The 26296-nt window shown below is 42.6% G+C and carries 18 protein-coding genes; 10 read left to right on the forward strand and 8 right to left on the reverse strand.

All coding sequences use genetic code 11. From position 1 onward, the window contains the following. The first annotated feature begins 28 nt into the window (after window positions 1-28). The 4 genes from nirB (at window position 29) to ACYUCY_RS12820 (ending at window position 6466) form a co-directional block, all read left to right on the forward strand. Window positions 29-2560 carry a nitrite reductase large subunit NirB gene (gene nirB / locus ACYUCY_RS12805; protein WP_460226899.1) on the forward strand — a complete coding sequence of 844 codons (2532 nt, stop codon included), beginning with the start codon at window positions 29-31 and terminating at the stop codon, window positions 2558-2560. Window positions 2561-2562: 2 nt separating this feature from the next. Continuing rightward, on the forward strand, window positions 2563-2898 hold the full coding sequence (gene nirD / locus ACYUCY_RS12810) for a nitrite reductase small subunit NirD (protein ID WP_460226900.1): 336 nt from the start codon (window positions 2563-2565) through the stop codon (window positions 2896-2898). A gap of 133 nt (window positions 2899-3031) precedes the next feature. Next, window positions 3032-4498: a NarK family nitrate/nitrite MFS transporter gene (locus tag ACYUCY_RS12815; RefSeq protein WP_460226901.1), complete on the forward strand. Its 1467-nt coding sequence runs from the start codon at window positions 3032-3034 to the stop codon at window positions 4496-4498. 231 nt (window positions 4499-4729) lie between these two features. Then, window positions 4730-6466 carry a protein kinase domain-containing protein gene (locus ACYUCY_RS12820; protein WP_460226902.1) on the forward strand — a complete coding sequence of 579 codons (1737 nt, stop codon included), beginning with the start codon at window positions 4730-4732 and terminating at the stop codon, window positions 6464-6466. A gap of 68 nt (window positions 6467-6534) precedes the next feature. Here ACYUCY_RS12820 and ACYUCY_RS12825 read toward each other — a convergent pair whose 3' ends face one another. Continuing rightward, a complete protein-coding gene (locus tag ACYUCY_RS12825) occupies window positions 6535-7641 on the reverse strand; it encodes a redoxin domain-containing protein (RefSeq protein WP_460227081.1) in 1107 nt (368 codons plus the stop codon). 489 nt (window positions 7642-8130) lie between these two features. On the opposite strand from ACYUCY_RS12825, the gene mnmH reads away from it, so the two are divergent. The 6 genes from mnmH (at window position 8131) to selB (ending at window position 15961) form a co-directional block, all read left to right on the forward strand. Next, on the forward strand, window positions 8131-9267 hold the full coding sequence (gene mnmH, locus ACYUCY_RS12830) for a tRNA 2-selenouridine(34) synthase MnmH (RefSeq protein ID WP_460226903.1): 1137 nt from the start codon (window positions 8131-8133) through the stop codon (window positions 9265-9267). A 57-nt stretch (window positions 9268-9324) separates the two neighbouring features. Continuing rightward, entirely contained in the window at window positions 9325-10215 is an 891-nt protein-coding gene (locus ACYUCY_RS12835; RefSeq protein ID WP_460226904.1) for a putative selenate ABC transporter substrate-binding protein, read from the forward strand. After that, window positions 10215-10922, forward strand: a complete 708-nt coding sequence (locus tag ACYUCY_RS12840) for an ATP-binding cassette domain-containing protein (protein WP_460226905.1) — start codon at window positions 10215-10217, stop codon at window positions 10920-10922. Before ACYUCY_RS12835 ends, ACYUCY_RS12840 begins: the two co-directional genes overlap by 1 nt. A gap of 62 nt (window positions 10923-10984) precedes the next feature. After that, entirely contained in the window at window positions 10985-12421 is a 1437-nt protein-coding gene (locus ACYUCY_RS12845) for a PhnE/PtxC family ABC transporter permease (protein WP_460226906.1), read from the forward strand. Between the two features lie 22 nt (window positions 12422-12443). Next, the gene (gene selA / locus ACYUCY_RS12850) at window positions 12444-13856 is read left to right on the forward strand and encodes an L-seryl-tRNA(Sec) selenium transferase (protein WP_460226907.1); all 1413 of its coding nucleotides are present in this window, start codon (window positions 12444-12446) and stop codon (window positions 13854-13856) included. Between the two features lie 68 nt (window positions 13857-13924). Then, window positions 13925-15961 (forward strand): selenocysteine-specific translation elongation factor, encoded by a 2037-nt coding sequence (selB, locus tag ACYUCY_RS12855; RefSeq protein WP_460226908.1) that lies wholly within the window; start codon window positions 13925-13927, stop codon window positions 15959-15961. 19 nt (window positions 15962-15980) lie between these two features. Here selB and ACYUCY_RS12860 read toward each other — a convergent pair whose 3' ends face one another. The 7 genes from ACYUCY_RS12860 to ACYUCY_RS12890 form a co-directional block, all read right to left on the reverse strand. Then, on the reverse strand, window positions 15981-18848 hold the full coding sequence (locus ACYUCY_RS12860) for a PAS domain S-box protein (RefSeq protein WP_460226909.1): 2868 nt from the start codon (window positions 18846-18848) through the stop codon (window positions 15981-15983). A 349-nt stretch (window positions 18849-19197) separates the two neighbouring features. Further along, a complete protein-coding gene (locus ACYUCY_RS12865; protein WP_460226910.1) occupies window positions 19198-20502 on the reverse strand; it encodes a 2-hydroxyacyl-CoA dehydratase subunit D in 1305 nt (434 codons plus the stop codon). 124 nt (window positions 20503-20626) lie between these two features. Further along, window positions 20627-21877: a CaiB/BaiF CoA transferase family protein gene (locus ACYUCY_RS12870; RefSeq protein WP_460226911.1), complete on the reverse strand. Its 1251-nt coding sequence runs from the start codon at window positions 21875-21877 to the stop codon at window positions 20627-20629. Then, window positions 21877-23112: a CaiB/BaiF CoA transferase family protein gene (locus ACYUCY_RS12875; protein ID WP_460226912.1), complete on the reverse strand. Its 1236-nt coding sequence runs from the start codon at window positions 23110-23112 to the stop codon at window positions 21877-21879. The genes ACYUCY_RS12870 and ACYUCY_RS12875 overlap by 1 nt, the downstream gene beginning before the upstream one ends. Then, entirely contained in the window at window positions 23109-24257 is a 1149-nt protein-coding gene (locus ACYUCY_RS12880; protein ID WP_460226913.1) for a 2-hydroxyacyl-CoA dehydratase subunit D, read from the reverse strand. Before ACYUCY_RS12880 ends, ACYUCY_RS12875 begins: the two co-directional genes overlap by 4 nt. Window positions 24258-24353: 96 nt before the next feature. Next, a complete protein-coding gene (locus ACYUCY_RS12885) occupies window positions 24354-25661 on the reverse strand; it encodes a TRAP transporter large permease (RefSeq protein ID WP_460226914.1) in 1308 nt (435 codons plus the stop codon). A 5-nt stretch (window positions 25662-25666) separates the two neighbouring features. Further along, window positions 25667-26110 (reverse strand): TRAP transporter small permease, encoded by a 444-nt coding sequence (locus tag ACYUCY_RS12890; RefSeq protein ID WP_460226915.1) that lies wholly within the window; start codon window positions 26108-26110, stop codon window positions 25667-25669. Window positions 26111-26296 lie beyond the last annotated feature (186 nt).

Raw genomic sequence — 26296 nt, forward strand, 5'->3', positions numbered from 1 at the left:
AGAGCTTAGTATTTGAGGTTTTTAGTTCATGAGTAAAGAACGAATTTTAGTAGTGGGCAACGGCATGGTTGGCCACAAATTTGTCGAAAGTTTGGTTCAATCGCCTAAGAAAGAAGACTATGAGTTATTAGTGTTTTCTGGTGAGCCGAGACTAGCGTACGACCGAGTACAGTTAAGTAGTTATTTTAGCGGTGCAAGCGCTGCGGACCTCGCCTTAACTGATGAGAATTTTTATAACGACAATGGTGTGCAATTTGTATTGGACGATAAGGTTGTCGCTATTGATAAAGCAAAAAAAGTAGTCACCACACAATCAGGTCGTAGTGAATCCTATGATCGTTTGGTATTGGCGACAGGCTCATTTCCCTTTGTTCCTCCCATTCCTGGTAAAGATCAAGATCATTGTTTGGTCTATAGAACCATTGAGGATCTTGAAGCGATCACTGCTTCCGCGAAAGAAAGCAAGGTTGGCGTTGTAGTTGGTGGTGGTTTGTTGGGATTAGAAGCGGCTAACGCTTTAAAGCATCTCGGATTAAAAACCCATGTCGTTGAATTTGCTCCGCGATTGATGGCGGTACAGCTTGATGAGGGCGGCGGTCATCTACTACGTTCAAAAATTGAAGCCCTCGATGTTGAAGTGCATACCGAAAAAAATACCCAAGAAATTGTTGCCGGTGAAGAATGTCGCTATCGGATGAATTTCTCCGACGGTTCTTTTTTAGAAACCGATATGATTTTGTTTTCCGCAGGTATTCGTCCTGATGATCAATTGGCAAGAGACTTTGATATTGAGATCGGTGAGCGAGGTGGGATAGTTGTTAACAACAATTGCCAAACCTCCGACGAAAATATTTATGCGGTTGGTGAGTGCGCCTTGTGGGGCGGAAGAATATACGGTTTGGTAGCACCGGGTTATCAAATGGCGAAAGTTGCCGCTTCTCATATTTGTGGTGGCGACGAAGTGTTTACCGGCGCAGACATGAGCACCAAGCTTAAATTGTTAGGCGTTGATGTGGCGAGTATTGGTGATGCTCATGCAAAAACGCCAGGATGCCAATCATACATTTACCACGACGAAGTGGGTCAAGTGTATAAGCGCATGATCGTTTCTGCAGATAAGAAACTTTTATTGGGTGCCGTATTAGTGGGTGATGCCGAGGCTTACGGAAATTTATTACAGTTGGTCTTAAACGGTATTGAGTTGCCCGAAAATCCAGAGGCATTTATTTTACCAAGCCTTGATGGTGCAGCGCCGACAATGGGTGTTGATTCTCTTCCTGATACTGCACAGATTTGTTCCTGTAACGATGTCTCTAAAGGTGATATTTGTTGCGCCGTACAAAATGGCGCCGTCACTATGGGTGATATCAAGGCCGAGACTTTAGCCTCAACTAGTTGTGGTGGTTGTACGGCCTTGGTTAAGCAAGTACTTGACGGCGAATTACTGAAATTGGGAGTCGAGGTTTCAAACGATATCTGTGAACACTTTCCGCATTCACGACAAGAGCTTGCGGATATCGTTCGCATTAAAAAGATTAAATCTTTTCCAGAATTATTAGAAAGTCACGGCAAAGGACGTGGCTGTGAAATATGTAAACCTGCAGTGGGCTCTATTCTAGCTTCATTTTGGAATGAGTACGTTCTCAAAGACGAGCACGCAGGCCTACAAGATACCAACGATATTTTTCTAGCCAATATGCAAAAAGACGGTACTTATTCAGTGGTTCCTCGGGTACCGGGTGGGGAAATAACGCCTGACAAATTAATTGTTCTTGGCGAAGTGGCAAAAGAATTCAATCTTTATACCAAGGTGACCGGTGGGCAACGTATCGATTTGTTCGGTGCGCAAATGCATGAGTTGCCAAAAATTTGGAAAAAATTAGTGGATGCCGGATTTGAAACCGGACATGCCTACGGTAAAGCATTGCGTACCGTAAAGTCCTGCGTCGGCAGTACCTGGTGTCGTTACGGCGTTCAAGACAGCGTTGGTGCGGCGGTTAATTTAGAAGAACGTTATCGCGGTTTACGTTCGCCGCATAAATTAAAGATGGGTGTCTCAGGGTGTACCCGCGAATGCGCGGAAGCTCAGAGCAAAGACGTTGGTGTTATAGCCACTGAAAAAGGTTGGAATTTATATCTATGTGGTAATGGTGGGATGCGTCCCCGTCATGCAGATTTATTTGCGACCGATCTAGATACTGAAACAATGATTAAGTACATAGATCGATTTTTAATGTTTTATGTTCGTACCGCAGATCGTCTACAGCGCACTTCGGTATGGTTAGAAAATCTAGAAGGTGGCTTAGATTATTTGAAACAAGTTGTTATTGAAGACAAGTTAGGTATTGCCTCAGAGCTAGAAGCCGATATGGCGAGGGTGATTGATACCTATCAGTGTGAATGGAAAACGACAATTGAAAGCCCTGAAAAACTAAAGCGTTTCCAACATTTTATTAATGCAGATCAGGAAGATAATAATTTGGTATATATGAACGAGCGCGGTCAAAAAAGACCTGCGACAGAAGAAGAGCGCATTAAAATTTTAGAGGCGGTGGGTTAAGCATGAGTAGTAGTGATTTATCTTGGGTGAGTATTTGCAAAGAAAGCGATATAACACCGGATACTGGGATTTGTGCTTTGCTGAATGACAAGCAAGTTGCAATTTTTAAAGACCGCGTAAGCAATGGATTGTTTGCGATCGATAACTATGACCCGATTGGAAAAGCCAATGTCCTATCTCGTGGCATACTGGGTTCAATTGGAGAAAAAATTGTTGTTGCTTCGCCACTCTATAAACAACATTTTTGTTTGGAAACGGGACAATGTTTGGAAGAGGATTGTTCGGTGGCAACCTATCAGGTTCGTGTTCATGATGGCGAGGTACAGCTATCGCCTTAATTCATCTCAATTTCTCAGTTGCTCTCTAAGCTCTTTGGGTGGCTTGCCACCCTTTTTTTTCTTTTACATTTTTTGAGCATTATTAATTTAATTAAAAGTAATTTAGTCATTATTAATTGCTAAAGGGGTTCCCATGTCTGCGGAAAAGCTAAATATATTTTCCTTCACTGGAAAAATGAAAATACTACATCTTTCTTGGTTTGCGTTTTTTATTACCTTTTTCGTTTGGTTTAATCACGCACCGATGATGCAGGTTATTGCTCAAACTTTAGGTATCAGTTCTGACGATATTAAAACCTTATTGATTCTCAACGTCGCACTTACCATTCCTGCACGAATAGTAATTGGTATGTTAACTGACAAATACGGACCGAGGATTGTTTATTCCGCTTTACTATTTGTTTGCTCGGTTCCGTGTTTTATGTTCGCAATGGCGGACAGCTACGTGCAATTAGCGCTTGCGAGATTTTTACTGGGTTTTATCGGTGCCGGTTTTGTTATTGGTATTCGTATGGTATCGGAATGGTTTCCTGCCAACGAACTCGGTACGGCTGAAGGTATTTATGGTGGTTGGGGCAACTTTGGATCGGCGGCGGCGGCTTTTACTCTGCCAACCATCGCGTTGTGGTTTGGTGGCGATGAAGGATGGCGCTATGCGATTGCAGTTACCGGTGTAATGAGTTTGGTTTTCTCTTTTATTTATTATATGAATGTTACTGATACTCCAAAGGGCTCTACCTACTTTAAACCCAAAAGCACTGGTGCGATGGAGGTGACGAGCAAAGGTGATTTCTTCATGTTACTTGTTATGAAGATCCCTATGTATGCTGCATTGGCCTTATTGGCGTGGAAATTGTCTCCGCAAGGCGCAGACATCTTGAGCGGCTTAGCGGTAAATTCTATTTATATCGGTTTGATTGTTTTGTTTGCTTACGATTTTTCTCATGTGTGGAAAGTGAATAAAAATATTTTTGAAAAACCAGTTCCCGAATTACATCGCTACAAGTTTAAGCAGGTTGCTGTTCTAAATATTTTATATTTTGCAACATTCGGTTCTGAGTTGGCGGTGATTTCTATGTTGCCGTTATTTTTTGCGGAAACGTTTGATTTGAGTCCGGTTGTTGCTGGTATGGTGGCTTCGGCGTACGCGTTTATGAATTTAATGTCGAGACCAGCCGGTGGTTTTATCAGTGATAAATTTGGTCGCAAGTCAACCTTGTTAATTTTGACGGCCGGCCTGGCGGTTGGTTACTTCGCAATGGGCTTAGTGGATTCTGAGTGGGCAGTGTGGGCAGCGGTGATTGCCGCCATGGCATGTTCATTCTTTGTGCAGTCTGGAGAAGGCGCAGTGTTTGCTGTTGTACCACTCATCAAGCGTCGCTTAACGGGGCAGATCGCTGGTATGACAGGAGCATACGGAAATGTTGGTGCGGTTGTTTATCTAACCGTTTTATCTTTCGTTGATTACCAAACTTTTTTCTTTGTTATCGCTGGTACCGCTGTGCTTGGTTTCGTTACTCTGCTGTTTATGGAAGAGCCGAAAGGGCAAATGGCGGAAGTTAGGGAAGACGGTTCAGTAGAGTTAATCAACGTTACTTAAAGAAACTCAAGATAAGAAGCGAAAGGTAAGGAGGCACAACATAAGGGTATATTTTCGTGGGGCGCTTCCTTGCTACTGAAAAAGCCTCCGGCTTATCTTGGAGCTTCCGTTGCTTATATTTTATTGGGGAAAATATTTGTTTTTAACGTCTACTATGAAACAGGTGAGTCTTAGCGTTTTTCCAAATATAAAATTTTTTCCCTTTTAATTTCTTAACGTTTGGGTTGCTTAATGGCAGATGGTGCAGACGATACAACGAATCTTGATGTGGAGTTTGGGGGTTATTCGACGCAAGGGATTAAATCGTCTAATGAAGATGCCTTCGCTGCATACAAACCTAACTCACTCAATGTTCGAAAAATAAAAGGCGCCGTTGCCTGCGTCGCCGATGGTGTGAGTTGTAGTGAAAATGCACAACACGCGAGTCAAACCAGTGTTACCCAGTTTATTGATGACTATTACAGTACTCCAGATACTTGGCCGGTAAAAACCGCTGCGGCTCGTGTTCTTTCCTCAATGAATTCCTGGCTTTTTCATTACGGGCAACGTACATCTTTGCCTCACAATGGTCTGATAAGCACATTTTCTTCTGCCGTTTTTAAGTCAACTACGGCTCATATTTTTCATGTTGGCGATAGTCGTATATATCGTTTGCGTGATGGACGACTAGAGCAATTGACCAGGGATCACAGTCATAAAAATTTGGGTAGTAAAGTATTCCTGACGCGCGCTTTAGGGATGGATAGCCGCCTAGAAGTCGATTATCAGCAGAAAGATTTGAAGCTGGGTGATATTTATGTGTTAACAACGGACGGCGTGCACGAACACCTTAATTATCTAGATTTTCAAAATGATATTGTCTCTTCACAAGAAAGTCTTGAAGAGCTTGCCAAAAAGCTAGTTATGAAGGCGCTCGAAAATGGCAGCGAAGATAATCTTAGTTGTTTGTTTACTAAAATCAACTCTCTTCCAAAGGAGGAGGTAGACGAAGTACATCGCCAATTAACTGCGTTAAAGATACCGCCAGTTATGGACGTGGGTATGTCCATTGACGGTTTTGAAGTCATTGATGTGATCTATAGCGGAACACGAAGCCATATTTATTTGGTGCAGAATCGCGTCAATAAAAAGCGTTATATTTTAAAAGCACCGTCTGAAAATTTTTCTGAGGATACTCAGTACTTGGAGGGCTTTATTCGTGAGCAATGGGTAGGGCGGCGAATTGATAGCCCGAATGTTATGAAAATTTATTCTCGACCAGAGGGTAGCCCATTTTTGTATCACCTTTGCGAACATATACAGGGCAAGACTTTACGGCAGTGGATGTTTGACAATCCGCATCCGTCACTTGATACCGTTCGGGATTTGGTGAAACGAATAGTTTCAGCGCTTCGGGTTTTTCAACGAATGGAGATCGTTCATCGAGACATAAAACCTGAAAACATTATGCTTGATGAATCCGGACAGGTGAAAATAATCGACTTTGGTACAGTACTGGTTGCGGGCTTGGAAGAGATTAAAACCCCATCTCAGGATGAGGTTCCCGTCGGGTCGGTTAATTATTCGGCGCCTGAGTATATGTTGGAAAGTGGAGATTACCGCGTAGCTGATATGTTTTCCTTGGGTGTTATGGTTTATGAAATGCTAACCGGAGAACTACCCTTTAAAGAGAGTCTGGTGCAAAAGCAGGCGACGCATTATCACAACTGGCGCTATCAATCATCTCGAAAATTCAGAAACGATATACCCGAGTGGATGGATCAAAGCTTAAAAAAATCCGTTGAGCCAGACCCTCGAAATCGTTATCCGGCGTATTCGGAATTTTTACAAGACCTATCAACGCCCAACACCTCTTTAATAGAAAAAAATAAAAAGGCCCCACTTATTGAACGAAATCCGGTGCGATTTTGGCAGCTTTTAGCCTTGGTTTTACTTGTTAGTAATATTTTTCTAATTGTGAAAATGTGATGCAAGAAAACAACAAATAAAAAAGGCGTTCTTAAGAACGCCTTTTCGATGAGCTTAACGACAAAAAATTAATTGTTTTCCTCTTCTTTTGTTTCTAGTTCAAGAGATTCGTAATAGTCTTTCCCTCTACCGCGAAGCTCTTGTACTTTTTGGCGGAAACTCGCACCAGATGAACCCTCTTCAGAGAATGACAGATCTTGACGAAAATAATTAATATTATCTGGATCAAGTTGTTGTGCCATTTTCCAATACTGCTCAGCTTTTTCTTTATTCTCATTGATATGAAAATAAATTCCTAACTTAAAAGCCGGATCAGCGCGTTCTTGTTCGCTAGATCGTGATTTGATTTTCGAAGCGACTTTGTCTTCATCCCAGACGTACTGACTGTCTTTGCCATTGGCAACCCAATCACGTAATGCGGGTACGTAGTCGTCGGTACCAAAAGCGCCATGCCTCTTCGCGTAGGTTCCTTCGTTGATTCGTACTACCTTACCTTCTTCATCTATCCAGGCGCCGGATGGAACGTTGACGAAATTGTATAAAGAACTGATAACATGTTTCTCGTCAATAAGAGCGGTATACGTTACTTTTGCATCATCATAAAACTTTCCGGCCGCAGCTTCACCACCGGTATCTTGTGCGACAAAAATAATTTCGAAATTTTGATCTTTTAGTTCATCGTATATGGACTGCCACACGGGCACGTCAAGACGACAACCTCACCAAGATGCCCAAGTTCCGAGAAAAACTTTTTTACCTCGGAAGTCGGAAAGCTTGACGATATTTCCATCGCGGTCTTTTAGTTCAAAGTCTGGTGCTTTTGCGCTATCCAGGAAATCACTGCGATGGATTGGCATTTCGCCGAAACTCCACGTACTGGATTCATAATCTGCAACATAGCTCTGTTCTAGCTTGTTCGCGAATTCAGTGACATTAAACCACTGCTGTTCGGAGCGAGTAATTACAATCTCGTTGTCTTGATCTTGTCGCAACGGGATACAAATCTCTTCGAGACAAGCCCCTTCTGGTTTGAGGACAAAATCATTGATGCGAGTCAGGTCTTCTGGTTGCACCCAAAGGTCGGTTGGGTCTGCGAGGGTATTCTGTATCTGGACGACACGGTCCTTATACAATACCGTAGCACCTTCGGCGAAACAGACACCTGCAATACACATTGCAAAGAGTCCGCCGGAAAGGCGCAGCAAATGCCGTTTTTTTATCATAGCTTGCTCCACTTCTTGTTGAAAAATTGACTTTCTAAGAGCCCACAGTAGGTATCTACAACCGATCGAAAAAAACTAAAATCGAATACTAGTCTTAGTTACTCGATCAACAAGTCCCAAGTAAAAATTATATGCTGCAATCTCGATTGATTTGTCTACCCGGCAAGGTACTTTTTAGCTCGAGTGATTGTAGGGAACGTCGAGGGTAAAGGTCAATGAAATAAACGGTATTCGTGCCGTTAGGCCCATAAAAGCTCTATTCTGGTGTCCACCTAGAAAGTATTGTAAGGTGAGCTGCCTTGTTTTTTGCTAGCCCAGATCCATTGAGAAAGTAGGTTTTTACTCGGCCTTCGCGTGGTCTCCTTTTTAATAATCGATAGAACCTGGATTTGATTTCGCCAATGACAATATTTTTTAGTGTGTAATTCCGGAATTGTATGAATGAAGCCTGATAGTTCCAATTACCTCGATATTTTTCTCAATGACAGCCCTTTACTTGATGTAAGAGCCCCCGTTGAATTCGTCAAAGGTGCATTTCCAACCAGTACCAATATTCCCTTGTTAGATGATGATCAACGGGCAGAGGTTGGTACTGAATACAAAAAAAATGGACAAGATGCGGCCATTGAACTTGGCTGGCGTTTAGCGAGTCCTGAAGTGAAATCACAGCGACAAAGGGATTGGCTGAAATACATAGAGCAAAATCCACAAGGTTATCTTCACTGCGCGAGAGGGGGTAAACGCTCGCAACTTAGCCAGCAACTAATTCGCGAGGCGGGTGGTGATTATCCTTTAGTTGAAGGCGGTTTTAAAAAACTTAGGAATTTTTTACTGGCAGAATTAGAAAAACGTAGTGCTACCCTACCTTTAATGTTAATTAGTGGTTCGACCTGTAGTGGAAAAACAATACTAGTAAAAAAATTGTCTCAGGCCTTGGATTTAGAAGGGATGGCCAATCATCGTGGCTCTGTATTTGGGCGGACACTAGTGCCACAGCCAACACAGATTTCTTTTGAAAACGCATTGTCGATAGCTGTTTTAAAGCACACTGAAAAAAATATAAAACTTAAGGCCGAAACGCCATTATTTGTTGAAGACGAAGGCCGCTTGATTGGGCGTGTTGCAATTCCTGATTGTTTTCGATTGCGGATGCAATCGTCTAATTTAATTGTCGTCCTTTGCGCACTGGAAAAAAGGGTTGAAATAGCTTTTAAAGATTATGTTGAAGACGCATATCCCCAATACTTGAAGGCCTACGGAGAAGAAGAGGGTTTTAAGCAGTTTCGAGAACAATTGCTAGGTAGTATTTCGAGAATCAAAAAGCGCTTAGGCAGCGAAAGGTATTATGTTATCTCTCAGCTCTTCGACGAGGCCCTCAGTCAGTTCGGTAGCCTTATTTCAGCAGACAAATTTCGAAGTGCTATCCGCTTGTTGCTCGAAGAGTATTATGATCCAATGTACGACTATCAGCGTAAACAGCGGGCTGGTCGTGTGGTATTTGAAGGAGATCAGAGTTCTGTTATGGAATGGATTTCTGAAAATGCGCTAGAAAATTCTAATAATAATTACATTCATTAAAAACGATTATCTAGGAACCCTAACCATTTTTTTAATTTATTTCTAAGGAGAACAACCGTGCGGTTATTGACTGCTTTAGCAGCGCTGCTCGTCTCTTTTACTCTGTGTAGCGTTTCGACGTTCGCGGCAGGCGAAGAACGATCAACTGCAACATTTATTTTTACAGCAATTCCTGATCAAGATGAATCTCGATTACAAGAGCGCTTTGGAAAGGTTGCCGCTTATTTGGCGGCGGAGCTTGGTATTGAGGTTAAATATATTCCGGTAAAAAATTATCCTGCCGCAATTACCGCTTTTCGAAACAATCAGGTACAGCTCGCTTGGTTCGGTGGTTTGTCCGGCGTACAAGCGAGAGCGCTGGTGCCGGATAGTAAAGCAATTGCTCAAGGCTATGAAGATCAGTTATTTAAAACCTATTTTATTGCCCATAAAAGCGCAGAGGTTTCTGCTAGTGAAGAATTTCCTCAATCAATTCAGGGGAAGTCATTTACATTTGGTTCGAAGGGGTCAACGTCGGGGCGGTTAATGCCAGAGTTTTATATTCGCAAGGCATTTAATAAAGCACCGGAGCAAGTCTTTACCCGTGTTGGGTTTAGTGGTGATCACAGCCGAACCTTGGCGCTTGTATCTGCAGGTGCCTTTCAGGTAGGCGCATTAAATTACAGTGTTTGGGATCAAGCTTTAAAGGAGGGCAAAATAGACAAGGATACTGTCAACGTCATTTGGACTACGCCGACCTATCCTGACTATCAGTGGAGTGTTAGAGGTGATGTAGATGAAACCTTCGGCGAAGGTTTTACCAAAAAATTAACCGAAGCACTACTGTCAATGAAAGACAAAAGCCTTTTGGACGCATTTCCGCGTAGTTCATTTGTGCCCGCCGATAATAGTTTTTACCAGCCTATTGAAGATACGGCAAAAGCATTGGATTTAATGGCAGACTATTAATGCAAGCGGGGCTGGCACAAAAAGACAAAGAAAAAAACCAACAGAGCACCAACAAGCTCATTGAGCTTGTTGAGTGTGATCTGGAGTATCAAGGTCTTCGCGTACTGAATAACATTTCTTTAACTGTGTCGTCGGGAGAAAAAATAGCGATCCTTGGTAAGTCTGGCGTTGGCAAATCGACATTGTTAAAACATTTAAGATCACTCCTGCCAAAAGAAATTGCCTGGTGCCCGCAAATAAATGGATTAGTTCCCACCCTGAGTGTTTATAACAATGTGTACAGTGGCGGTTTAGAAAGATTCGGCTTTGCTGCGAATTTGCTGAATTTAATTTATCCAAACCCGCGTGCAAAAAAAGAAATCCTTAAATTGATATCTCCTTTGCAGCTTGAAGAGCAACTCTGGCAATCAGTAGATCAGCTTTCCGGTGGCCAAAAACAACGAGTAGCGGTGGCGCGAGCGCTATTCCAAAATAAAAAAATACTTGTTGCGGACGAACCCGTATCGGCTTTAGACGAGAGTCAAGGTGCGAGTGTTTTGAACTTGCTAAGCTTACGTCATGAAACGATGATTATCGCTTTACATGATGTTCAGCAAGCGAAGATCTCTTGCGATCGAGTTATTGGTTTGGCAAATAACGCGATCTTATTTGATTGCCCCAGCCCTGAACTCGATGACGAATTACTCAAACGGCTTTATCAAAAATAATGCTGTCCTTCAACTTTCGACAAGTTAAATCTTCAGCAACAGGTTTACGTCGAATAAGTTTTGTGTTCGCAATTATAGCGATCATTTGTCTCAGTTTCGCAGACCTTTCTATTACAACACTAACACCATGGGCTGAACTCTCCGCAATGGGGCATGGAATGCTTCATCCATCGGTATGGTCTTGGACAGGGTTACTGAAAGGATTAGCAAACACACTGGCATTTGCACTTCAAGGTGTTAGTGCTGGAGCACTATTCGGTTTTTTATTCTCATTGGTATATCGATTTCGATTAGTTCGTTTACTTTGCGCATTTTTACGCTCGGTACATGAGTTATTTTGGGCCTTATTATTGATACAAATTTTTGGTTTGTCGTCGTTGACAGGATTGCTAGCAATAGCAATCCCTTATACCGGAACGCTAGCAAAAATTTATGGCGAACAGTACGAGGAAACGGATGCCGCTCCGCGCGATGCACTCACAGCGAATAAGACACTGACGCTGACGCAGTTTTTTTATTCGGTCTTACCTTTAGCGTTGCCAGCAATGCTTGCTTATACCAAATATCGCTTAGAATGCGGGATTCGCTCCAGTATTGTATTGGGTTTTATTGGTCTTCCTACAATTGGCTTTCATTTAGATACCGCCTTAAAACAGGGGAATTATAGCGACGCGTCGGCACTTATTTATACCCTGATTTTTATTGTGTTTACCTTGCGTTGGTGGTTAATCAAAAAATTGGTGCCATTTTATGTGGTTCTGGCCTTTGTGTGGATTCCACCTATCTCTACAATTGATTGGAATTTGGCGTGGCAATTTTTTAGTCGTGATCTCGTTCCGAGTCCTTTGCGTGGCTTGGGAACCTTATCATTTTGGGAATGGTTGCAGAGGCTTTGGGCTTCTCAAGCGTTCCCAGGCTTAATTAATACGATTATCGTCGCTCAAATTGCGTTGGTTATTACGGGTCTTATTGCGCTAACATCGTTGCCTCTAAATTCACCGGTATTTTTTTCCGGCTGGAGGAGATATCTTGGCGATGGCGTCTTAGTCACCTTTCGAACGTTGCCAGAATATTTGCTGAATTTTGTGGCATTGTTGGTGTTGGGGCCGTCGATGCTGCCTGCAATAATAGCGCTTAGCGTTCACAATGGCGCGATAATAGCGCATTTGTTAGGGCGCGAATCTGAAACCATCACCCTGCGAGACGATGCACCGAAAGGTTTTAACTTATATTTTTACGAAGTAGTGCCGAGATTGTATCGGCGATTTCTTGCTTATTTGTTTTATCGTTGGGAAATTATTATGCGAGAAACTGCAATGCTGGGTATTCTTGGTATACCGACGTTGGGATTTTTTATAGACTCAGCCTTTGAATCACTCTATTTTGATCGCGCGCTGGCGCTAATACTCATCGCGGCGATATTAAATATGGCTGCAGATCAGTTGGCGCATTTTCTTCGCACGAGTCAACACCTGCGAACCGGTCCAGAAAGTATTTAAAGGTTCCTTCGGAATTATTTTTATGTCTGAATCAAAAGCTCATCTTTTTTCCAAAATCCCCTCGGTAGATCTGTTATTACAATCTGAAAAACTCGCTCGCTTGAGCCGAATTTATGGTCATGTCTTAGTGCGAAACACGATTCGTGACCTGTTCTCAACAATTCGCTCAAATCTGCATGCCGATTCAGAGATTGATCTGTCCATCGATTCATTAGTCGAGCGTGTTGAAGAGCAGCTTGAACAATCAATGAAATCTTCGCTGGTTCCAGTATTCAATTTAACCGGAACAGTTATTCACACCAATTTGGGTAGATCAGTACTTCCGCAGCAAGTTATCGATGCGATGGCAATTGCAACTCAAGCCTGTAATTTAGAATTCGATTTAAAAAGCGGCAAGCGTGGTGATCGTGATGATCATATCGAGAAACGTTTATGTGAACTGACTGGAGCTGAAGCAGCGACAGTCGTAAACAACAATGCGGCGGCGGTGTTAATTACGCTTAATACCTTGGCGATCAATAAAAATGTTCCAGTTTCCCGTGGTGAGTTGGTAGAAATTGGTGGTTCATTTCGTGTGCCAGAAATAATTTCTAGCGCGGGTTGTCTTATTCAGGAAGTAGGGACAACGAATCGCACACATCTAAGTGATTACGAAAAATCCATTGATGAAAACACCGCCTTAGTTCTTAAAGTACATTCGTCAAATTATCAAATCCAAGGGTTTACAAAATCAGTTTCAGAATCCGAGCTAGCGAAACTATGCACAGAAAAAGGCGTACCTCTAGTATCTGATCTCGGGAGTGGCAGTTTGGTTGAACTAGGAGAATTCGGTTTACCCAAAGAACCGTTGGTGCGAGACATGATCGATGTGGGTGTGGATGTTGTAACTTTTAGTGGCGACAAGTTGATGGGTGGCCCGCAAGCAGGGTTCATAGTGGGTCGAAAGAAATACATTGATTTGATTAAAAAGAATCCGTTAAAGCGTGCGTTGCGAGTCGACAAAATTACTATTGCAGCCATTGACGAAGTGTTAAAACTCTATGCTTCACCTAAACAGCTTGTCGAGCGCTTACCCAGCTTACGGTTACTGTCGCGTACTTTAGATGACATTAACCTCGTGGCAAATAAAATTCTTGTACCGATGACATCGCAACTAGAAGCTATCGCTACGATTAGTACCCAGTCTTGCCAAAGCCAAATAGGCAGCGGTGCGTTACCAGTTGAAGTGCTCGACAGCGTTGCAATTTGTATTGAAGCAAAGCCGGTTAAAGGTAAAACTGATCGTCGGCTCAATCAAATCGCTTTGGCTTTTAGGCAGTTACCCAAACCTGTTGTTGGGCGCGTCAATGATGGAAAATTACTATTTGATTTGAGGTGCCTCGAAGAGACCGAAGAATTTATTAATCAATTGAACTATTTAAATGTTGATATTTAGATTTGAAAGTGAGGGCGTTAATGTTTAAGAGTCAGTATTTAATTAAGGCTATGTTGAAATAACATTCGATGATTATTGCAACGGCTGGTCATGTCGATCACGGAAAATCCTCCCTGGTAAAACGTATCACAGGCATGGAGACCGATAACCTCGCGGAAGAAAAAACGAGGGGATTAAGCATTAATCTCGGTTTTGCTTACTATCATTTTCAAGATCACATTATCGGCTTTGTCGATGTTCCGGGCCACAGTGATTTTATTAACAACATGTTGGCGGGTGTCGCTGCCGTTGATTTTGCTTTATTGGTTATTGCTGTTGACGATGGCGTCATGCCTCAAACACGGGAACATTTGTCTATTTTAGATTTGCTGGGCGTGTCAGCAGGGGCGGTGGCTCTGAGCAAGATTGATTCTGTTGAGCCAGCGCGAGTTGAAGAAGTTAAGAAGGAGGTAGACGAATTACTAGCAAGTACCGTTCTCGCTAATTCTCCCATTTTTCCACTTTCAAATATAAGTGGAGAAGGTATTCCAGAGTTGCTCAGCTTTTTACAAGAACGTGCACTCTATTATTCCGCTCAGCCCAGTTTCAATACTCCCGCTTTGGAGGGGCGCAACAATGTCCAGATTGATGATGCTAGTAGAGAAAAATTTCGATTTTCTATCGATCGTGTTTTTAGTGTAAAGGGGATAGGAACGGTTGTTACCGGGACAGTTGTCGCCGGAATCGTAAGCTTAGACGATAGCTTTCGCCACTCTGCGAGTGCAAACATCGCACGGATCCGTGATATTCGCGTCCACCAAAATTCAATAAAAAAAGGCCTAAAAGGACAGCGTCTTGCATTAAACATCTCAATTTCACATAACTTAGTCCACCGAGGCGATTGGCTACTAGCGGAAGAACTTTTATTGCCGGTTCAATCATTTGACGCAAAGATTAAGCTTACCAATGTTAAAGCGGAACAAATAAAAAGCACCGTTGAGTTACATTTACATCATTTCTCTTCTCGTCGTCTAGCTAAGATCAGAGTTCTCAATTTCGAGGATATGTCGCTAGATAAAGATTCGGAAGTCTGGGTGAATGTTAAATTACAAAACCCTCTCTATTGTTTAAGTGGAGATCGCTTTATTTTGAGAGATGCGAGTGCTTCCGAAACAATCGGTGGAGGGAAGGTTGTCGATATATTTCCCCCTACGCGACGGAAGCTAGACGGGGTCTATTATCAATACTTACATGATTATGATCTTCCATTTCAAAGCTCATTACCTGCTTTGCTGGAGTCTCAAGAACAAGGGGTAAATTACTCAATGTTCGCGGCGTCAAAAAACCTGTATATAGATAATGAGAATGCAATTGAGGGTGTTATTGATGAGAACCGCGAATCGATTAAAGAAATTATTTCTACTGAAGACAGCATTGAACCCAGATCTATCCTATTAAAAGGCTCAGGTCATTTTTCCAAAATTCTCCTTCATTTAAAATATTTTCGAGCGTTTAAAGAGCAGATAACCTCGACGTTGCAACAGTTCCACACACAATGTCCGGATCGTCAGGGGATGAGCGAGTTTAACCTGATGAAAAATAGCGGGTATTCCGGTACTTATAATTTTTTTAGGGTGCTTTTAAAAAAGCTGTGCGAAGTTGGTTTGGTTGCAAAAACAGGTACGCTAATCCATATCAACGGACATCAGGCTCAACTCGATAGAGATGACGTAATTTTATTTAAAAAGCTTCAGGTTATTTTGTCTGAAGCCGGCATAACAGCGCCGCGTACCGGCGAGCTAGTTGATATCTTGAAGTACGATCAAAAAGTATTGGATACACGTTTAAAAGAGTTATGTGAACGCGGTTACTTGGTTCAAGTGTTTAAGAATCGCTTTTATTTGTTAACGACTATTTTGGAGATTGCTGGCATTGTTGAAAAACTTGCCGATGAACAGAAAAACAAAGGTTTTACCGTTATTCAATTCAGAGATGAGTCAGGGATAGGTCGTAATCTTTGCATCCAATTATTGGAATTTTTTGACCGCCAAGGATTTACCTTGAGAAATGGCGATCGCCGCATAGTTCGGCAAATCAAGGAGGATGTATTTAGTATTCCTGTATGATTTATTTCTTTGCTGATTTTTAGACACGCGTAGGCATTGGTGATGATAGATGCCGGTCTATCGTTGTGAAAAGAATTTCGGGGTCGATTGGCTTCGCAACAAAATCGTTCATTCCAGCGTTCGTACAGCTTTCACGTTCAGAGTTTAAAACCCCCGCGCTTAGTGCCAGGACAGGAAGTTGTAACTTTAGTTCATTTCGAATAATTTTTGTTGCGGTAAAGCCGTCCATTACCGGCATTTGAATGTCCATTAGAACGATATCGTACTCGCGATCTCTGGCCCCTAACATTTTGATAGCTTCTTCACCGTTGCTGGCAATGTCCAGAGTCGCACCGCTGTCTTCGAGCATACACTGGGCCACGACTTGATTCATCGCGTTGTCTTCGACAAGCAGAATATGAACACCCTTAAGGTCATTAATGTTGGTTGTTTCTAATTGCTCACTGTGCGCGCTCGGTGTCTGATGCAGAGTATCAGAGACGTAATCAAATAAACTTGAGGAGGTGATAGGTTTTATTAAAATGTTTTTTCGCGTGGTAGGTAGCGTAAGTCGCTGGATCTGGTCGTGGCCAAAGGCATTGCCCATAAACGCGCAGGGTAATGCGTAGTTCAGAAAATCAGATTCGATTGTATTAGCCACTTCGCTTGGGTTCTCGTCCGGTAGTGTAGTGTCGATAAGCACGAGATTATATTGAATGCCAAGCGCTAGTTTCTTTTTTAGCCATGTGTGCACTTCTTTTCCAGAATTAAGTGCGTCAACAGTCCATCCCAGTGATTCGATCGTTTGAGAAATTGCACGCTGACTAGATTCGTTGTCATCGATAAGTAAAATATGTAGATTTACTAAGTTTTGTTTTTGTTCGCCAGTTTTCTTAAATAAGGGGTCCTTATCTTTCGCCGTACCCTTTTCAAGTTCTATCTCAAATTCCACTTTGGTGCCTTGCCCCAAGGAGCTCGAAATTTGAATTGTTCCGTTCATTAACTCAACGAACTTTTTGGTGATGGCTAAGCCCAAGCCAGTTCCGCCATATCGCCGAGTGATCGAGGTGTCAGCTTGGGTGAACGCAGAGAACAAATTATTTTGTTGTTCTTCGCTCATTCCAATACCTGTGTCCGCTACGATGAATTTTAAACGATAAACGTCATTCGAGAGATCTTGAGAGCTAATCGAAACCACGATCTCTCCTTGTTCGGTAAACTTTATCGAGTTACTTACTAGGTTTATTAATATCTGTTGAATTTTCTGGATATCTGCTCTGAAGCAAGAAGGTGTTTCCTGATCGATATCGATAACAAGCTCAAGATTTTTATCACCAGCGTTAATTGACATAACATTTGCAATGCTGCGCATTAAATCCGACAGGTAAAAGTCGTTGTTAGATAACTCCATTCGTCCCGCTTCTACTTTTGAAAAATCAAGTATGTCGTTGATGACTCCTAGCAGAGACTTACTGGAAGATTCGATCATTTCTAAGTAGTTGCTTTGCTCTATCGAGAGATTGGTATTCGAGATCAAACGCGACATTCCCAGGATAGCGTTGAGTGGTGTTCTGATTTCATGGCTCATGTTTGCGACGAACTGAGTTTTAGAATTACTTGCTTGTTCAGCAGCTTCTTTCGCTAGCAGTAGCTCTTTTGTTGACTTTTTTTGTTCTGTTATATCACGGAATATCGAAGAAATTTCTGTGATCTCTCCTTTTTCATTTTTTATTGGAGAGAAGGAAATGGACACATCTAGAATGTTACCTTGTTTGGTTTTTCTCTGAGTCTCAATATTTTCGATTGCATTTCCAGAGTTCAATTGTGAGTAGATTTCTTTTTGCTCGGCGAGGAGTGTTGTAGGAATGAGTATCGCGTTGTCCTTGCCAATAACTTCATCGGCACCGTAACCAAACATTTTCGTCGCGGATAGGTTCCAGCTGGTTAGTAAACCGTCCGGGGTATTGCTAATGATTGCATCATTAGAGGTCTTTACGATTGCCGCATATCGAGCTTGCAATTCTTCTTGTGATTTACGATGACTAATATCACGAACGATACCGGTGAATCCACGTTGGCCATTAAGAATCATTTCGCTAACTGCAAGCTCCATAGGAAATGTACTTCCATCTTTCTTCTTTCCGGTTACTTCTCTACCAATACCGATGATTTTGGCAGTACCGGTATTTAAATAATTCTTTAGATAATCGTCATGGTTATCTCGGTAAGGACTCGGCATTAACATCTTGACATTATTGCCGATAACCTCTTCTTTAGAGTATCCAAACAGATCCAGCGCTGCGGGGTTAAGTGTTTCTACGATACCTTTTTCACTGATAGTGATAATCCCGTCGACAACATTATTTATGATTGCAAGAAGTTTTGAATCTCCTTCTCTAAATTTTTGGAGCAGGTTTTCGGTCGCCGCGGAAAGAATTTCACTTTGAATCAACAATGAAATATCGACAAGAGTACTAATTTCTTCATTGGTTAATTTTTTTGGTTTTGAATCGATAATACAGAGAGTCCCGATACGAAAATTATTAGCACCAACTAATGGTACTCCTGCATAAAATCGTATATTCGGTGGCCCGGTCACTAATGGATTGTCAGAAAATCGAGCATCAAGCAGTGTATCTTCAACAATGAGAGGTGGCGAGGAGAGTATCGCATGACCACAAAATGATATATCTCGCGGTGTTTCGGTTGCGTCAAGGCCCTGATTCGATTTAAACCATTGTCTGTGTTCGTCGACCAATGAAACTAAACAGAAATCTACAGAAAAGAATTTTTGTGCCATGCGTGTTAATCGATCGAAACGCTCTTCGCGAGGCGTATCTAATAAACAAAGGCTGAGCAAATCATTGAGTCTCTCGCTTTCGTTTTCAGGTATGGCAGGTTTGTCCATCAGAGGTATCCTGGATAGATGTAAGCAAAAATTTGCTAATTAGAACTAAGCGGTGGTCTTTAGAGCATAGAAGAATAGGCGGTGCTGGCAAGTTTGGGGCGAATTCGTGAAGAGCGGTCTTGCGAACTGATTACTTGGAAGTTTGAGGTGGGATATTTTTTTGAGCCTAATAAAGCCTGCCGTAGTGCTGAAATTAAAAGGAATTAAATCAATGCCTTGGAGGTTTTTGAGGCAGGTCTGATACCTATTTATTATAACGGGGGGGCTTCTTAAAAAGATTTATTTGAAGGTTTATTTTAAGAGCGTTGACGTCTCTCGATACACTATTGCGAATAGCTAAGGCTTCCAATTAGCTAGGAAACGATTTCCCTAGCTGATCGCTTACATACTCCAGCATTTTTTCTCTATCCCATTGGCTTGCATCCACCATGTCTGCCCAAATATCAATTACTGGAATTCCGGCAGCTTCAAAGGCTTTCTTGGTAAATAAGGAGCCACTTTGAGAGAGTCGCGCACCTTCAGGCATTAACATCATCACTGCATCAATTTTCGCTCGCTTAGCTTCATGCGACATCCACTCGTTCATCCAAGGCGGTAAATGCAACACTTCATTCATGCCGGCGATACGACTGGCTAAGGCTCGAATTGGTTCACTTAGGTTGTAACGCGGATAGGCATAATTTGCGAAGGGCAAATACATCGACCAAACAAACACTGCGCCAAAGCGCTCCTCTAAATCTTGATAAAAACTTGAGTCATGCCAAAGCCCCGCGCCAATCCACATCATGCGAATTTTTTCGTCCTTACAGGCAGAAACGCCGTTGTCGACGCGCTCTTTTAATTCGTCTCTGAATTTTTTTACGTGAGACAAAGCCCATTCAGATCCGCGATGCCATTGTGGAATCATAGTGTTCGGCATTTGGTCGACGATAGTGACGGGGCAGGGAACCGTTTCAACGGCAAGACTCGCACATTCACCTAACACTTCTTCTTGTTCGTTTATGCGTTCCATTAATGCAATAAATTTTTTCTCGTCGAAGCGCCGATCCGTTTTTTCTTCCAATAATGTAATTAAGCCCTGCATCTCTTCTACCATTAAATCGAGACGGTCGCCTTGATAAACCTTTTCCCAATTTTGTGGGGCTTGTTCCCACCAGTTTGCTATTTTGTTGGTCCAACCTGGCGCTTCTAACGGGTAAAAAGGTGCGTTCAGTGCTTCGCCCCATAGGGTGAAAACTTGTTGAATACAGTCACAAGTCATACGGGCAACAAGAACGGTAGGTGTCGGCAGGCCACCCCAAGGCGCAGTTTCAGGATTATTGTCGAGGGTGCAACCCAAACCGAGTGAGCAATATTTACAACTATTTTGTGGATAACCCGCTTCTTTGAGTACGTCGACATAGTGGGAGGATAAGCGTTTCGCAGAAATATAAGCCGACCACCATTGATTGGTAACGATGGGGATATCCATTGCGTGAAAAATTTCATGGGGAGTATCGGCTTGTACAATGGCAAAAGGTTCGCCTTCTTCGACAACTCGGCGCTTTAGATCTAACCCAAACGCTTTCTGGAATGCCTGCGCGTCTGCAGTACATTGCAAGTCTTTTCGACTGCGAAGTGATGAGTTTTTAGTTTTTTCCAAAGACTCTGACATTGTAAACTCCAAAAATAAAACCGGTATTGTTCAGTGAAAATATTCTTTGCGATGTTGCTTTTGATCAAAGATTCGTTAATGAAATTTTCACTGAATAAAAATCTGTATCGTGGTCACGAATTATTTATACAAATAATTCAGCTTGCCCTAGTTCTGAGAACACCTCGTTAGAAAAGCCAAGAATGTCTTGGCAAACAAACTGTGTATGCTCGCCGAGATTTGGTGCAAGTTTTACCTTTGCAGGCGTTCTTGATAACGAAAACGGTGGCGTCTGATATCCGAAACTACCAAGAAGGGGGTGCTTAAGTTCAGTTAAATAATTTCTATGCTTAAGCTGAGGGTCACGCAAGAAGGTGTCGGCGATATCTTGAACGACACCGGCGGCGATGCCGTGGTTTTGCAATGTTGTCATGAGGTCATAATCTTTTTGGCTTTTGGTCCATGCAGAAAATTTCTTCTCAAGTAATTCCATTTCATTTTCAGAAAATCCTTCGAGATCTTCTGCGCTTGGCCAATCTGATTTGGGTAGCAGATTTAATAAGGCTTGCCACTCTTCTTTGTTCTCAATAGAAATTCCTATCCAGCGCTGCTGCGTACTATCAACCAGGTTTTCACCGTCGCAGGGAAGTACCGCTTGAAATAACATGTCTGGAGAATGATTACCTCGTCGAACGATCTCTTCGTCTTGCAATTGCGCTTCGACAAAAGAGTCCGCCATTTGTTGAGCGCAGACTTCATACATGCTCGCGTCGATGTATTGACCTTTGCCGGTTCGACGTTTGTAGTCCAAGGCTGCAGAAACCGCCGCGCCCATAAAGTGGGGGAGTATGACATCACCATAGGGAACCGACGGGGTAACAGGATCGCGATCGGGCCAGCCCGTCATGTACATGCGTCCCGAGAGTGCGGCGCCAGTTCCATCGACGCCCCAATTTTTTGCGTAGGGTCCGGTTTGTCCAAAGACACTACCACTTACCATAATGATATCGGGGTGTTGTTGGCGAATCGTGTCGTAATCGAGATGTAATTTTTCCATTGTTCCTGGAGAAAAGTTTTCTACTACGACGTCAGCCCACTCCAATAAGGGATCGATCACTTCACGAACACGAGCATGCTTCATGTTTAGACGTAAACTTAGCTTTGACGAGTTAAAGTGGCTGAACCAAGGTTTGTCATCGAAGTTACCGCGGGTAGAAGCGCTCACTTGATTATCGATTCGGCTTAGGCAAGGACGAAGTGATGATTCGACTTTGACTACTTGTGCGCCGTGATCCGCTAAAAGTTTCGTCGTTAAAGAGCCAACCAATGCCCAGGAAAAATCGAGAATGTTTACGCCCTCCAAAGGCAATGAAAGAGTGTTGTTCTCATCTTTCATTAGAACACTCCTTTTTTAGCATGAGTGTTGATGTGTTTTTCATCCAGTTTCAAAATATCTTCAAATACGTTTTGATTATCTTTTCCGGGGAGCGGCAGTAGTTTTGGAATGCGATATTGACCTTCGCTGAAGCGAAGAAAATAATCAGGGTATTGAAGCGTTTTGTTTTCGGTGAGATCAAGATCTTGAAAAAATCCTCGCGATACTAAATGTTGATCGTTAATCACATCGTTGGGAGCATTGGCAATTGTTGCTCGTATTCCTCGTTCCTTACCTTCGTTGGCAATATCCTGTTTCGTTTTAGAGATAAAAAACGTGTGAATCGCGGCTTCCCAGCTTAAGCGGGTATCAGCGTCGAGTGCGCTGCGATCATATTTTTCCCAATCAACATTTGCCATCGGGTTTTCGAAACCTTCGTCGCTCATCCATTTGGATAACGCTGAGTTTGCAGGGGCGCCAAATTTTCCGGTCATAATACTGTGGAAACAATAGCCATCCGCGAGCTCCCAGACGACGCGAACATTCGCGAGACCAAAGCGAACTTTGTTGCCTGAACGATCTAATTTTCTTTTGTCAAATTGGTAAGCAATTAAGTTGTTAGTGTTGCGGCTAGCTGCTACTTCTTGAATAGAGCAATCGACGTGTTGTCCAAGACCTGAGATTCCACGTTCTCGATGAGCGAGCATTGCGCCGAAACCAGCAGCTGCTGCGGCATGAAAACTACAGGCGTCTAAGGCTTCGAGTACGGGAGTATCATCTGGATAACCGCAAGTATCCAAGGTGCCGCCCATAGCGGATGATATTAACTCTCCACCTTTATAATCTTTGTAAGGTCCGGTTTGACCGAAGGGCGTGATTGAAACAAGAATAATTTTTTCATTAATGGCTTTTAGTTGTTCATAGCCAATGTTTTTGTCGGCGAGTGTTCCGGGCTGGAATGTTTCAATAATAAAATCGCTCTTCGCCACTAAATCCTTAAAAATCTCAATGCCAGTATCAGAGTCTAGATCGAGGGTAATACTTTTTTTGCCTAAGTTTCTTAATCGCCAAAGCTGATTCTTGGTTTTTTCTGTCTTGGTCTCATCTGGCGCATCTTTTATTTTTGGTGGGTCGATCTTTATGACTTCCGCGCCCATTGAGGCTAGAAATTTAGCGCAGGAAAATCCGCGATGATCGCTAAGATCTAACACACGATAGCCGCTTAACATCCCTGGTGTAGTATTTGAACTATTCATAATGAATCAATAAAGTCTTGGAGTAATGGTTGCATAACATCGGTTTTGGTTTCGTAATCCTGCTCGGGTAGCATCACGACCTTTAGGCCATGTTCTTTTGCCGCTAACTGTTGTTTGGGATAGAGCCAAGTTATCGCTTCCTCTTTCTTTAAATAATGAAAGAGAATACCTGAGGCGTTCTGTTGCTTGGCGAATCGCACAATCTCTTCCGGATCGAAATTAAAGCTGCGAGAACTTTTTGTATCATGGTAATAATGCTGAGTGATTGCTTCAAGCGGATCTATTTCTTCGTTAATCTGGGTAACCAAGAAGTGATTGCCGTAGCTGTGATAATCGCCAGCAACCGCTGCGCCTAAACTATCGAGAAAACGGTGAAGATCTGGATGATCGACGCCATTTCCTGCAAGTATAAAACGTTTTTTTGGACCAACTTCCAAGTCATCTCTGGTTTTCAGTTTTAGTTTTTCTTCTAGGGTGGCGAGAATTTTGGTTAATGCTTGCGTGAGATCTTCAACAGTTAAACATTGGGTGGCGCTATAGACGTGATAGGCATCTAAACTGGATAGGGCTGAATTTGGATCAGCACGATAGTGGTTAAATTCTCGCAATTGATTACGAACCAGGTTGTAAGACTTTATCGCAGCACTTATTTTTTGTTCATCAATTACCGACTCGGTAAATGATTCCAGAAAAGTCAGAAATTCTTTGAACTTTAAAAGGTTATGTTTTTCAGTTGTCGCCCGAGGAGAACTCAGCAAATCAACAAGGAAAACGGGCGGTAGTTTGTAGTGAGGATGTTTTCGTTGAATTTCGCAAATATAATAATACAGGCGTTGCTGAGCGTCGTTAGAGCGAGGTAGAAGGATTAAATCGACAAAGTCGAAATCGCCTTTTAGTAAAGAGTCAAAAATAACTCGGGTAATGGGGTCGAAAGCCGGCTCCATGAACTCGTCCGCATGTTCTGTACTTTGCTTTGGGTCTCCATTTAAATGGAAGGGCATCATGCCTGCCGCTTCAATTAACTCTAGAGGAATATTATTCGACAAATAGCCAACTACTTTGCCGCCTTTAGATTTCCATTTCCGAGCCTGTGAGCGTCTGTCGTTGATAATACTTTGAATGGGCTCGAGTAAAGTGTCGTTCATTTTTCCGGGCCTTAGTTTTTAAATCTAAAACAGGTTTGTTGTAAGATCTTTTGGGATTCGCTAACGAAATACGATTTGCTCAGTACACAAGAAGCGCTACATAAGATTAGGCAGTACAAGTACAACAATGGGTAATGCGATCAATAGTGCTAAATGTAAAAAGTCGGCTATCAGAAAAGGTATAACACCGGCAAAAATGGTTTTTAAAGGAATGTCTTTACTGATGCCATGGATAACGAAAACATTCATCCCCACCGGCGGGGTGATAAGGGCAATCTCAATAGCGCGAACCAGTAAAATACCAAACCAAATTCCATTGATGCCCGCCGCTTGAATAATCGGAAAGAACACCGGAATGGTTAAGGCCATCATCGCCATGCCATCCAAAAACATTCCGAGAATAAAATAAACTAACATCACGCCGAGAATAATGCGTAATTGCGATGGTTGATCTCCACCGCCTAAGACTAAGTCGGAAATGCTTCCCGCTAACCCAGACGCGGCAATAAATGTACTAAAAACAAACGCGCCGATAATGATTACATAGAGCATGCCGGCAGTTTTTAGTGTTTCAATGATGGCGGATTGAAATGCGGGGAAGCTTAAGCGCTTACGAACAATACCCAAGAGTACCGCGCCGGTCGCACCGACAGCGCCGGATTCTGTTGGCGTAAACCAACCAATTAACAAGCCGCCTATAACGAATACTATGAGTATAAAAATGTCGCCGGTTTTTTTGATCGCTTCAATTCGTTCACGCCAAGAAGCCTTCGCAATAGCTGGGCCGAGTTCTGGACGGATGTTACAGATAATGACGATGGTGATTAGATAAAATACGGTTTGAAGAACACCAGGGATAACACCTGCCGCAAAGAGTTTACCGATAGATTGCTCAGTTAAAATCCCGTAGACAATGAGCATGCCGCTCGGAGGAATTAAACTACCAACGGTACCACCAGCCGCGACGCAACCGGCAGCAAGTTTGGGCGAATAATTATGTTTACGCATTTCCGGAATTGCGACTAAACCCATGGTTGCTGCGGTCGCTAAACTTGAGCCACTGACCGCGCCGAATCCAGCACAGCCGCCGACGGAAGCCATTGCTAAACCACCACGACGATGCCCCCAAAAACGCGCGGCGGCATCAAAAAAATCTCGGCTTGCGCCCGATGAAAAACAGACGTGTGCCATTAATAAAAATAACGGCAGTACGCCCAATTCATAGTGTGAAATCATTTGAAAACTAATAACGCCCACTTTGATTGTTGCCGCTTCCAGTGATAACAAAAGTACCATGCCGGAAAAACCAACAAAACCCAAAGCAAAGCCAATAGGCATACCGCTTGCAAGTAGTGCAAGCAATAAGATAAATCCGATGATGCCAATAGTTTCGGGACTAAACATAGAAGTTAATTATTCTTATTGTTAGTAAAAAATTGCCAGGCCAATACGACGGTTGTGCAGGCGCTGGTGAATATAAAAAATAGTCTAAATGGCACGATAGGTATTCCGAGTAAGTGGCTCGCTTCGTGTGTCTGCCATACATCAAAAAGCAACCAAATGTTACTCAGACAAATGACAAGACAAATGCAAACACCTAATAATATTCCGAATTTTTCAGCAACTATTTTTGTTTTTGGGCCCAATCTGTCGATAAATATTTTCGCGGAGGCGTGGCTTTTTTCGGTGGTTGCGAAAAGAATACCCGTCGAAGCGACGATAAGAATTAGTACTTCAACTATTTCTACACTGCCAGGCAAGGGAGTGTTGAGGTGTCTGCCGAGGACGCTAATTGAAATCAGGATCATGGTCCCAAATAACGCGCAGGCCCCAAAAAAACGGATGACTGCCATAAATCCTCGTCGATGAAATAGCTTTATCAAGCCGCGATACCTTTAATTTTGGGTTTGCTTAGAGCGCCGCTGGTTATTATTTATGTATTTCTGATATAGTTTGCATCACAAACTAATTTATGGAGTGTAGCGACTATACAGGGACGAAGTCAATCATTTAGCGTGTTCTGCTTCAGCCATACGTGA

The sequence above is a fragment of the Aurantivibrio infirmus genome (assembly GCF_054767315.1).